This is a genomic window from Micromonospora sp. NPDC049049, from assembly GCF_040649115.1.
Lineage (GTDB): Bacteria > Actinomycetota > Actinomycetes > Mycobacteriales > Micromonosporaceae > Micromonospora.
Genome location: NZ_JBEZEX010000016.1, coordinates 136,884 through 147,948, shown reverse-complemented (window position 1 = coordinate 147,948; position 11,065 = coordinate 136,884). Strand labels below are relative to the sequence as shown.

Sequence of the window (11,065 nt, the reverse complement as noted above, 5' to 3'; positions counted from 1 at the left end):
CGTCGCCTCAACACGGACGAGCGCCCGCCGATCGACGCCCGGCGCGCCACCGGCCAGCCGAGGCCCCGAAGGCAATTCCGCAGAGAGCTTGATGTCTGTGAGTCATCACGATGACTCACAGACATCACGGTCAAAAGAACAACACGCTCCGGCCACGCCGGCGGCTCAGCCCAGCCGGTCGAGGGCCTTCTCATAGCCGGGGCGGTCGGCGGCCGGGGTCTTCGCCTCCAGGTAGTTCAACACCACCGCGCCGCGCCGGTACGACTGGCCACCCCACGTCTCAGCGATGTCACTGGCGCTGGTCTCGTCCGGAAAGACGTACACCGTTACGGCGTCGGTGGCGATCAGCTCGGAACAGCCCAGGCCGAGGCCGTCGGGCCCGCAGTCGACCGAACGGTCCTTCGGGTGCGGCACCTTCAGACCGGCGGCCCGGAAAGCATCGACGACCTGCTTCGCGCCGGGCGCGCTGGCCGGGCGCTTGGGCAGCACCACCGGCGGCGGGCTGGCCGGCCGTCGCTGCGTCGTGCCCTGGGCAGCGGGGGGCGGGGTCGCGCTGTCGGCACTGGGTGCGGCCTGGGGCGTCGGCAGGCCGGTCGGGGCCGCCTCGGACGAGACGGACGGGGTCGCGGTCGGGTTGCCGTCGTCGTCACTGCCACAACCGGCGCTGAGGGCGACGGCGACCAGCAGGATTCCGACTGCGGGGAGGTTCCGAGTTGTCACCAGGGCAGTCTGCACAACGTCTTCCCGCGGCGGGAGGGGCCGGTCGGCCACTGCGCTGTCCCGTATCCGCCAGCACAGCGCGGGTTCCACTAGCCTGCGGGCATGTCCGCCGTGCCCTGGATCTCGCTGACCACCGACTACGGCCTCACCGACGGCTTCGTGGCCGCCTGCCACGGGGTCATCGCCCGGATCGCGCCGGCCGCCCGGGTGATCGACGTGACCCACCTGGTGCCACCGGCTGATGTCCGGCGCGGTGCTGCCGTACTGGCGCAGACCGTGCCGCACCTGCCGGTGGGAGTGCACGTGGCGGTGGTCGATCCGGGTGTGGGCACCGCCCGGCGGGGGGTCGCGCTGGCCACCCCGGGCGGACTGCTGGTCGGACCGGACAACGGGTTGCTGCTGGACGCGGCCACCGCGCTCGGTGGGGTGACCGACGCGGTCGAGCTGACCGAGCCGCGCTGGCTGGCCGCCCAGGTGTCCGCCACGTTCCACGGTCGGGACGTCTTCGCACCGGCGGCGGCCCGGCTGGCGCTCGGCGCACCGCTGGCCGAGGCGGGCCAACCTGTCGACCCCGCCGGGTTGGTGCGACTTCCGGCGCCGACGGTGTCCCGGGACGCCGAGGGCTTCACCGCCGAGGTGCTGACAGTGGACCACTTCGGCAACGTCCAACTTGCCGCGCCGGCCGAGTTGCTCGATCGGCTGCCGGCCACGCTGCGGGTGGGTCCGCCGGGACCGACGCCGGCCCTCACGGCGGTGCACGGGCGCACCTTCGGCGACGCCCCGGCCGGAGGCCTGGTGGCTTACGTCGACTCGGCCGGTCTGGTGGCGGTCGCGGTCAACGGCGGGCGGGCCGCGGACCTCCTCGCCGCCTTCCCGGGGGACCTCCTGCGGGTATCGGGCTGATGTTCGACTGTGGAATGCTTCTCCGGTGGGTGAGCATGTGGTTCCTGTGGGCTGTCCCTGCTGTGCATCCCGAACCGGCGGGGGGACCTGCCCCGTCTGTTTCTGGACCGACGACGGCCAGACCGACGCCGACGCCGATGCCGTCCGGGGCGGCCCCAACGGCGACCTGAGCCTGACGCACGCCCGCCTCAACTACGCCGTCTACGGTGCCAGCCACCCGCGCTACCAGGACATGGTGCGCACGGCTCGCCCCGACGAGCGCCCCTGACCTCGACGGAGCGCCCGACGGGGTGAGCGTGGCTCAGCAGACCGGCACGCTGCCGCCGTACACGCTGGAGATGTACGCGTGGCTGACGTACTGGCCACTGGCCAGACGGTTCCAGCGGGTGGTGGTCCGGTAGGGGCCGGCGACCGACTGACCGGTGACGTAGCACTGGATCGGCACATGGGCCAGCCGGGCGGCGAGGCCTCGCGTCGCGTACGACGTGCTGGCCCCGGTGCGGATGTTGAGCGGCCCGTCACCGACGACACCGCGCGGCCCCCCTCCGGTCCACAGGTACGCGACGTCCACCCAGGAGTTGGTGGTCAGTCGCAACCCGTCCCAGAACGTCCCGTCGGCCAGGTCGATGCCGGCCGGGTTGAGCACGGTCCGCCCGAACTGGTCCCGTCCGCCGTTGTAGCCGGACTGGTACGCGGCCTGCGCCTCGGGCCGGCCCTGCGGCAGGTTCTTCCAGTTCTCCCGGACCGACGAGGGGTTCCAGTAGTCGTCGCGGGTGTTCCACGGCCCGACGTCCCAGACCGGGGCGTACTCGCAGCGGGAGCCGCTGGTGGTGCAGACCCGCACTGTGTAGTCGCCGGTGTTCAACGGTGAGAGCCCTCGCCGCGACGGCAGCGCCGCGAAGTGGTCCCGGGGTTGCACGGTACGGCCGTTGGCGGTCAACTCACCGACCAGCCCGATACGGGTGGCGTACACCCGGTAGGTGCGGCCGGGCGTGGCGGCGGAAACGGCGGCGTTCGCGTCGGCCGTGAGCCGCACGCCCCGTACCGTCGCCGTGGCGCCGCCGTCGGGGGCGGTGAGCACCACCCGGGTCTGCACCCTGGTGACCGGCCTGTCGAAGACCGCGCCGGTGGTGGCCGCCCGCCACTCCGTCCAGCCGGCGGCCCGCCAGCCGCGAACCTGCGCCTCCACTGTCGCCCCTGCCGGAACTGCGGCGTTGATCTCAGCGCGGACCCGGGTGGCCGGCCTGGCGAGGGTGCGGGGAGCGGTCACCAGCATCCCCTCGGCGACCGCGCTGTGCGGGCTGCGGGCGCCGTGCCCGTTGGACCGGGCCTCCCGCAGGCGGAGGCCGGCGGCGCTACGCCGGACGTTGACATCGTCGCGGTCGACGATGGTGAGGTCGACGCTCCACCGTTCGTCGCCAGGTGCGGCGGCGACGAGAGTGATCGGAGCGCTGCCGGGTGCGGCCGGGGCAGGGCCGCCGGGCAGCAGCGCTGCGGCGAGCAGGAGTGCGAGGGTGGCGATGAGGGCGACGGATGGGATACGACAAGAGGGTCGCGTCATGGGCATTCTCCTCAGAACCCCCTGACCTTCGCATGTCGGTAGATCATGAGGAACCTGAGTACAAATAGCGACACATGCGAATCTTGCTCGAAAGAGGGAGGATGGCAGGGTGCCCGAAGGCGACACCGTCTGGAACACCGCGCGCGTGCTGCAGCGTGCGCTGGCCGGCGCGCGGATCACCGGCAGTGACTTCCGGGTGCCGCAGCTGGCGACCACGGACCTGACCGACTGGACCGTCCGTGAGTCGGCCAGCCGGGGCAAACACCTGCTGCTGCGGCTCGACGCCCCGACCGGGGAGCACTGGACCCTGCACTCCCACCTGCGGATGGACGGCGCTTGGCGGGCGTACGCCCCGGGGGAACGCTGGAGCGGACGGCCCGCGCACCTGATCCGGGTGGTGCTGCGCAGCCCTGGTGCCGTCGCGGTCGGCTACCACCTGCACGACCTGACCCTGGTACCGACCGCCGACGAGGACCACCTGGTCGGCCACCTCGGCCCCGACCTGCTCGGCGCCGACTGGGACCCCGCGGAGGCGGTCCGTCGGCTCGCCGACCACCCGGAGCAGACCATCGGCGAGGCGCTGCTCGACCAGCGCAACCTGGCCGGTGTGGGCAACCTCTACAAGTGCGAGGTGCTGTTCCTGCGGGGCGTGTCACCGTGGACCCCGGTCGAGAACGTGCCCGACCTGCCGGGCCTGGTGGCCCTCTCCCAGCGGCTGCTCGCCGCCAATCGGGGCCGGTGGACGCAGAGCAGCACCGGCTCACTGCACCGCGGGCAGACCAGCTACGTGTACGGCCGCCGCGCTCAGCCCTGCCGCCGCTGCGGCACCGCCATCCGCAAGGAGGAGCTCGGCGAACGGGTCACCTACTGGTGCCCGGTCTGTCAGCCCGAGCTCCCGCGCCCCTCGTCATCCGGCTGACCAGGCTCTCGCCAGACGGGATCCACGGCAGAAACGGACGATTGGGTAATTCCTAACCGGCCGCTGGAGTCGCATGCTGCGGTTGAGCGCTCACCGACCGTCAGCAGAGTGCCGAGGTCCCCCACGCCGGGGTGGCGGACCTCGCGCCCCGAACCGGGGAGAGTCATGGCGATGTTCCGCAGACTCCGCTCCACCTTCTTCGAGCGGACCACCCGCGACACCGAGGCCGACAGCCGGGCCGCGTCCGTGCCGACCCCGCGTACCGCCGACGAGGCCGTCGTCACGCCGAGCCTGGACCCGGCCGTCGTGCCCCGCTACTTCGGCCCGGTGCCGAACTTCGCCCACAGCCCCCGCCCGACCCGGGGCCCCGACGGGCAGGTGGTGGCCGGGACCGGGCTGCGCAAGTTCGTCGACCCGCTGCCTGTCCCGGGCCAGCCCGGCCGCGGCGAGCTCGGCAGCCACCTGCCGGTGGCGGTGCCGGACACCATCAGCTATCCGGGCTGCGACTACTACGAGATCGGCCTACAGGAGTACGCGCAGCGGCTGCACCGGGACCTGCCGGTCACCCGGCTGCGCGGCTACCGGCAACTCAACCTGGGCACCGACCCGGCCGGACACAACACGGTGGCGCCTCCGGAGCGGCCCTGGCACCTCGGGCCGATGATCCGCGCCCGTCGGGGTCGACCGGTCCGGGTGAAGTTCATCAACCAGCTCCCCACCGGCCGGTCCGGCGAGCTGTTCCTGCCGGTCGACGACACCGTCGAGGGAGCCGGCCTGGGCCCACTGGACGGTCCGGCGCCGTACCCACAGAACCGGGCCGTGCTGCACCTGGCCGGGGCGCAGACCGGCTGGACCAGCGCGGGCAACCCGGGGCAGTGGATCACCCCGGCCGGGGAGATCACCCCGTACCCGACCGGGCCCGGCCTGGGCAACGTGCCGGACATGCCGGCACCCGGCACCGGGGCCACCACGCTCTACTTCCCGAACGAGCAGAGCGGCCGGCTGCTGTGGTTCCACGACAACACCCTCGGTCTGGCCCGACTCACCGTCTACGGCGGACAGCTCGCGCTCTACCTGATCACCGACCCGGCCGAGGACCAGCTCGTCGCCGACGCGGTGCTGCCGGCCGACCAGGTGCCGCTGGTGATCGAGGACAAGACGTTCGTTCCGGACGACACCCAACTCGCCGCCGAGGACCCGACCTGGGACCGGGAACGCTGGGGCGCCCGGGGAAGCCTCTGGCACCCGCACGTCTACCAACCCAGGCAGAACCCGTACCGGTCCGGCGGACGCAACGCCACCGGCCGGTGGGACTACGGACCCTGGTCCCGCAACCCCGCCTCCGGCGAGGCCCCCGCCGACGGTTGGGTGCCGAACCCGCACCACGACCCGGTCGGCGCGCCGGACGAGCCGCCGTCGAGCCCCGGCGTACCGCACCCGTCGGCGGTGCCCGAGGCGTACGGCGACACAGCGCTCGTCAACGGCGTCGCCTACCCGTATCTGGAGGTGCGGCCGCGCGCGTACCGGTTCCGGATCCTCAACGCCTGCCTGGACCGCAGCCTCAACCTTCAGCTCTACCGCGCCTGCTCCGACGCGGCGATGTGGACGGCCGACGGGGCGCTCGCCGACCCCGACGCCGGTGAGGTGCCGATGGTGCCAGCCGCGCGGGCGGCGGACCGTCCGGCGGGGTGGCCCACCGACGGACGCGACGGCGGTGTGCCGGATCCGCGCGCCGCCGGCCCGGAGTTCATCCAGATCGGCAACGAGGCCGGCCTCCTGCCGGCACCGGTGGTGCTGCCGAACCAACCGATCGGCTACCGCTACGACCGGCTCGACCCGACAGTGCTGAACGTCGACGGACACACAGTGCTGCTCGCCCCGGGCGAACGGGCCGACGTGCTCGTCGATTTCACCGCCGTGCCGCCGGGTAGCACGCTGATCCTCTACAACGACGCTCCGACCCCACTGCCCGGCTTCGACAGTCGCTACGACCAGCACACCGGCGCCCCGGACCGCAGCGCCGAGGGCGGCCCGCCCTCGACCGAACCGGGGTACGGCCCGAACACCCGGACCCTGCTCCAGTTCCGGGTCACCGGGACGCCCGAGCCGCCGTACGACCTGAGCCGGCTGCGCGAACGGCTGCCCCTGGCGTACGCGGCCAGCCAACGCCCGCCGATCGTCCCGCAGCCGGCGTACGACAGGGCGTTCGGCACCCGGACCCCGGCGCAGACGACGGTGCCGGTGCACGCCTCCTCTGTGACGTTCACGCCGACGGCCGGCACCGGCCCGGTGACCCTGCCGATCGCGGTGAAAGCCGCGCAGCAGATCTTCGAGCCGGACCACGGCCGGTCGGCGGGCCGGCTCGGCGTCGGGCACCCGCACGCCGGGCCGCTCAACCCGACGACGCTGCCGCTCGGTACGACCGACCCGGTCACCGAGGTGCTCTTCGCCACCGACCCCGCCGTGCCGGTGGGCTCCCCCACCGACGGCACGCAGCTCTGGCGGATCAGCGGCAACGTCCGGCAGACCGAGCCGTTGCACGTCGCCGGCTGCGACGTGCAGGTGATCAACCGGGTTGGCTGGGACGGCACGCTGCGACTGCCGCACGGCACGGAGCTGGGCTGGAAGGGGGTCATCCGGGTCAACCCCCGGGAGGACGTGGTGGTGGCGCTGCGCCCGGTCGCGCCGGTGCTTCCGTTCAAGCTGGGAGACAGCGTCCGGCTGCTCGACCCCTGTCGTCCGGCCGGAGCACGGACCGGGTCGACGCCGATCAGTCCGATCGACGGGCGACCGGCCACCGTGGTCAACCAACTGGTCAACCTGGGCTGGGAGTACCGCTGGCACAGTCAACTCGCCGGCCACCGCGACGGCGGGATGAGCCGGCCGCTGGTGCTGCGGGTGGCGCCGAAGGCGCCGACCGGGCTGACCGCCACACCGGTGTCCGGCTCGGCCACCGCGCTACCCGCGATCGCGCTGGCCTGGACCAGCAACGGCGGGCGTCCGCCCGCCACCAGCCACCTGCTGCAACGGGCCACCGACGCGACCTTCGGCGGGGAGGTCACCACGATCACCGTCGCGGCCGCCGCCACCCGCTACACCGACGCGACAGTCACCCCCGGGGTGACCTACCACTACCGGATCCGGGCGGAGAACGCGGTCAGCTACTCGTCCTGGTCGAACGGGGTACCCGCCTCGGTGCACCTGGCCGCGCCGAGCGGTCTGGCCGCGACGCTCCCGCCGGCCGCCCCGCTGCGCGTGGCGCTGCGCTGGACGAACCGCTCGTTCGCCACCGGCATCGACGTGCAGCGGGCCACCAACCCGACGTTCACCAGCGGCCCGGGCACCACGGCGATCGGGGTCGGCGACAACCACCTGGACGCGACAGTGGCACCGGACACCACGTACTACTACCGGGTGCGCACCACCTACCTGGGCTCCGCCTCCGCGTGGTCGACGGTCGCCACGGTGACCTCGCCGCCCGCGCCGGGAACCCCCACCGGGGTGAGCGCCACCGCCAGCGCACCGGGGCCGGACACCGCGACGGTGATCCTGGCCTGGGAGGCGAGCACACCCGGCGGCCCCGGGTCCGGGTTCATCGTGCAGCGGGCACTCGACCCGGCCTTCGAACAGGAGACGGCCACCTTCACGGTGACCGGCCGCGGCTTCACCAACACGGGGTTGGCCCGGGGCGTCGCGTACCACTACCGGATCCGGTCGTTCAACGTCGTTGGCACCTCGCCGTACACCGGACCGGTCCTGGTGACGACACCACAGTGACCGACCCGAGGTCCGTGCGCCGTCTCGGGCCGTGCCCCGTCAGCGCGCTGCGTTTCGGAGCGCGTGCGCCGTCAGCGCGTCGGCGCGCGCAGCGGGGTGCCGACGGCCCGCAGCTCGGCGAGCGCCCCGGCGACCCCGTGCAGCAGGTCGGTCGCCTCGGTGAGCCGGTCGGCGGCCGGATGGGCGGTCTCCGGTCGGGAGTCCTCGGCCAGGTAGCCGGCGGCGGCGACCACCAGCCGTTCGTACGCCGCCACCCCGCCCTCCAGTTGAGCGGTGAGCGCGGCGTGCGCCTCGGCCAGCGGTGGTCGGGCGTCGGCTGGGGCCAGCCGTAGCGCGCGTTCGACGCTGGCCACCCGAGCGGCCAGGTCGCGCAGCGAGCGGTCGGCTGCGGCAGCCTCCAGCACCGCCGGCTCGGCCAGCCCGGTGAGTCGGGGGGCCATTCCGGCCAGGGTGAGCGCCGCCCGGTCGAGTCGGGCCCACTGCTCTCCGGCGCTGGTGCCGCGCAGCGCGATCCGGGAGCGGACCCGGCGCACCTCGGCCAGTACACCCGGGCCGACCGGCAGCCGCTCGACGGCGGCGATCAGTCGGGCCCGCGACCGGGCCGCCGCCTCGGCCGGGTCGAGCGCTGGGGGCGCCGGCTGGGCGGTCAGGGCACGCACGTCGATCCAGCGCCAGGCGGCGAGCGCCACGGCGCTGCCCGCGGCGCCGGCCCAGGCCGCATCGGGCAGACCAAGGCCGGCGTACGGAGTCAGCACCGCCGCCGCGCCGCCGAGCCCACCGGCCAGCACGCTCCACCGTCGGGCCGACCGGCGAAGCCGACCCAGCCTCCGGAAGTACCGGGTCCGCTCGTCTGCCACAGTGCCCCCTTCGATCCGGTCGTTCAGCCGGCGGCGGTCGGGTCGCCGGTGCCCCGCTCGCGAGCCATGCTGGCGCGCAGCTCGTCCAGCCGGGCGGCGGCCGTCGGGTCGTTGGCCGGGCCGGTCTTCTCGGCCTGCGGGACGGCCGGTCGCTGGGCCGTGCCGCCGAGCTGCTCCCCCGCCATGCTGGAGCGGATCTGCTCCAGCCGGGCGGAGCCGGCCGAGTCGATCGTGGCCTTCTGAATTTCCAACATACGGCCCTCGACGGAGTTGCCGGCCAGTTCGGCGCGACCCATCGCGTTGGCGTACCGCCGCTCGATGCGGTCGCGCACCTCGTCCAGCGACGGGGTGGTGCCCGGCGCGGTCAGCGACGACATCGACTCCAGGGAACGGGCCACCGTCTCCTGCATCTTGGCCTGCTCCAGCTGGCTGAGCAGCTTGGTGCGCTCGGCGAGCTTCTGCTGGAGGATCATCGAGTTGTTCTCGACCGCTCGGCGGGCCTGGGCGGCGGCGCCCAGCGCCTGGTCGTGCAGCGTCTTCAGGTCCTCGGTGGCCTGCTCGGCGGAGACGAGCTGGCTGGCCAGCGTCTGCGCGGACTGCTCGAACCGCACCGCCTCGGCCTCGTCGCCCTTGGCCCGGGCCTGGTCGGAGAGCACCAGGGCCTGGCGGGCGTTGCCCTGCAACCGCTCGACCTCGGTCATCTGCCGAGACAGCTTCATCTCCAGCTGACGCTGGTTGCCGATCACCGCGGCAGCCTGCTGAACCAGCGCCTGGTGCTGCCGCTGGGCATCCTCGATGGCCTGCTGGATCTGCACCTTGGGATCGGCGTGCTCGTCGATCTTTGCACCGAAGAGCGCCATCAGGTAGTTCCAACCCTTGACGAACGGGTTCGCCATCTCCGCGGTATCCCCTCAGTAGCGTCGCTCCACCACGGCCGGCCGGCTGAACCGACCGGACCGTTGCCGGCCGGTCTCCATCGTCCCAGCCGAACGCCAATGAGGCATCCGTACCGGGCGGTCGACAGCACCGGCGGCTCCTGCGAGCAACCCTACGCGGCCGGGGCCAGCCCGCCCATGGTCAACAAAATCGCGGCTCAGGCCGCGCAGACCACGTCCCGGTCGCGCTCGGTCGGGCGGACCCGGGTGCTGCGCAGGGTGGCCTTGAGCGGCGAGTCCTGGCGGACCGAGACGGCGACCTTGCCGTCGGAGGTGACCTGACGGACACCCCGACTGGTGCTCTTGGCAGCGGCTTCGGCCGGCTCGTCCGGCATCGAGACGAGCACCCCGGGCATCTGCTCGGCGAGCGCCACGGTGTCGCTCACCTCACGCAGCAGCTCGGAGAGGCGGGCACCGAGGGCGTCGCAGATCGCGGCGAGCAGCTCGCTCGACGGCTCCTTGTGCCCGCGCTCGATCTCGGAGAGGTAGCCGAGGCTGACGTTGGCGGCGGTGGAGACCTCACGCAGCGTGCGCTGCTGGCCCTGCCGGCGCGCTCGCAGTGCGTCACCGATCACCCGGCGTAGCAGGATCATCGCACCTCCCCCTGAGGGATACCTCGCGCCCGCCGCTGGGCGACCGGCTGCGGCGGACCGCGCCGACCCCGAACGTCGGAGCCTTCCCGCAACCGTACCCGTTGCGGGCCCGGGCGACATCCCGCCCCGCCCGTCGGTTCGTCGGGACGGGCCCGCCGCCGCCCGTGTGGCGTCGGCTCGGGTGGCTCTGACCGTTTCGGCCCTGGCGGTCACGAGGTTGCGGCGGCCAGCCGCTCGGAGAGCAACCGCAGCGCCTCGACCACCGCCTCCGCTCTGACGTGGTCCCGCCCACCGCCCAGGTCGAGCTGGCGGACCTCGCTGCCGTCCGGTCCGGCAACCGCGACGTAGACCAGGCCCACGGGTTTCCCGTCCTGCGGCTCCGGGCCAGCGACCCCGGTGGTGGCCAGCCCCCAGTCCGCGCCGCACCGCTGCCGGCCGCCCTCGGCGAGCGCCACCGCCACGTCCGGGTCCACCGGCCCCCGGTCGGACAACAGATCAGCCGGTACGCCAGCCAGCGTCGCCTTCAACTCGGTGGCGTAGACCACGAGACCGCCCCGGTAGACCCCGCTGACCCCGGCGATGTTCACGATCGAAGCGGCGAGCGACCCACCGGTGAGCGATTCGACGGTGGCCAGGGTTTCGTGCCGCTCGGCCAGCCGGTGCACGACCCCCGCCGCCGCACTGCCCACGTCGGTACCGCCCACCACGTCACCAGCGACCCCGGCACCACTCGCCCCGCCACCGTTCACCGACACCCCACCCTCCGTCGCAGAAACCAGTCGTTCCCCACCCACCAGTCC

General features: G+C 73.4%; 10 protein-coding genes. 4 read left to right on the top strand and 6 right to left on the bottom strand.

Annotation, left to right across the window (positions count from 1 at the left end; genetic code table 11):
• Positions 1-165: 165 nt before the first annotated feature.
• Positions 166-720, bottom strand: coding sequence for a hypothetical protein (locus AB0B68_RS18360; protein WP_357195194.1), 555 nt, complete (start codon positions 718-720; stop codon positions 166-168).
• A gap of 102 nt (positions 721-822) precedes the next feature.
• Between AB0B68_RS18360 and AB0B68_RS18355 the strand changes: the two genes are divergently transcribed.
• Both AB0B68_RS18355 and AB0B68_RS18350 read left to right on the top strand, forming a co-directional pair.
• The gene (locus AB0B68_RS18355; protein ID WP_357195197.1) at positions 823-1,623 is read left to right on the top strand and encodes an SAM-dependent chlorinase/fluorinase; all 801 of its coding nucleotides are present in this window, start codon (positions 823-825) and stop codon (positions 1,621-1,623) included.
• A gap of 25 nt (positions 1,624-1,648) precedes the next feature.
• Complete coding sequence (locus AB0B68_RS18350; RefSeq protein ID WP_238671784.1) at positions 1,649-1,891, top strand: CPCC family cysteine-rich protein; 243 nt, start codon at positions 1,649-1,651, stop codon at positions 1,889-1,891.
• Between the two features lie 33 nt (positions 1,892-1,924).
• Here AB0B68_RS18350 and AB0B68_RS18345 read toward each other — a convergent pair whose 3' ends face one another.
• A complete protein-coding gene (locus tag AB0B68_RS18345) occupies positions 1,925-3,184 on the bottom strand; it encodes a hypothetical protein (RefSeq protein WP_357261270.1) in 1,260 nt (419 codons plus the stop codon).
• A 109-nt stretch (positions 3,185-3,293) separates the two neighbouring features.
• Here AB0B68_RS18345 and AB0B68_RS18340 point away from each other — a divergent pair, with 109 nt between their 5' ends.
• On the top strand, positions 3,294-4,103 hold the full coding sequence (locus AB0B68_RS18340) for a DNA-formamidopyrimidine glycosylase family protein (protein WP_357261267.1): 810 nt from the start codon (positions 3,294-3,296) through the stop codon (positions 4,101-4,103).
• A 165-nt stretch (positions 4,104-4,268) separates the two neighbouring features.
• Complete coding sequence (locus tag AB0B68_RS18335) at positions 4,269-7,880, top strand: hypothetical protein (protein ID WP_357195206.1); 3,612 nt, start codon at positions 4,269-4,271, stop codon at positions 7,878-7,880.
• A gap of 71 nt (positions 7,881-7,951) precedes the next feature.
• Here the strand turns inward: AB0B68_RS18335 and AB0B68_RS18330 are convergent, their stop codons facing one another.
• The 4 genes from AB0B68_RS18330 to AB0B68_RS18315 all read right to left on the bottom strand — a co-directional run bounded on the left by AB0B68_RS18330 (position 7,952) and on the right by AB0B68_RS18315 (position 10,954).
• Positions 7,952-8,737 (bottom strand): hypothetical protein, encoded by a 786-nt coding sequence (locus AB0B68_RS18330; RefSeq protein ID WP_357195209.1) that lies wholly within the window; start codon positions 8,735-8,737, stop codon positions 7,952-7,954.
• Between the two features lie 23 nt (positions 8,738-8,760).
• On the bottom strand, positions 8,761-9,633 hold the full coding sequence (locus AB0B68_RS18325; RefSeq protein ID WP_357195212.1) for a PspA/IM30 family protein: 873 nt from the start codon (positions 9,631-9,633) through the stop codon (positions 8,761-8,763).
• Between the two features lie 197 nt (positions 9,634-9,830).
• Positions 9,831-10,265, bottom strand: coding sequence for a helix-turn-helix transcriptional regulator (locus AB0B68_RS18320; protein WP_357195216.1), 435 nt, complete (start codon positions 10,263-10,265; stop codon positions 9,831-9,833).
• 209 nt (positions 10,266-10,474) lie between these two features.
• The gene (locus AB0B68_RS18315) at positions 10,475-10,954 is read right to left on the bottom strand and encodes a CinA family protein (RefSeq protein ID WP_357195271.1); all 480 of its coding nucleotides are present in this window, start codon (positions 10,952-10,954) and stop codon (positions 10,475-10,477) included.
• Positions 10,955-11,065: the final 111 nt, after the last annotated feature.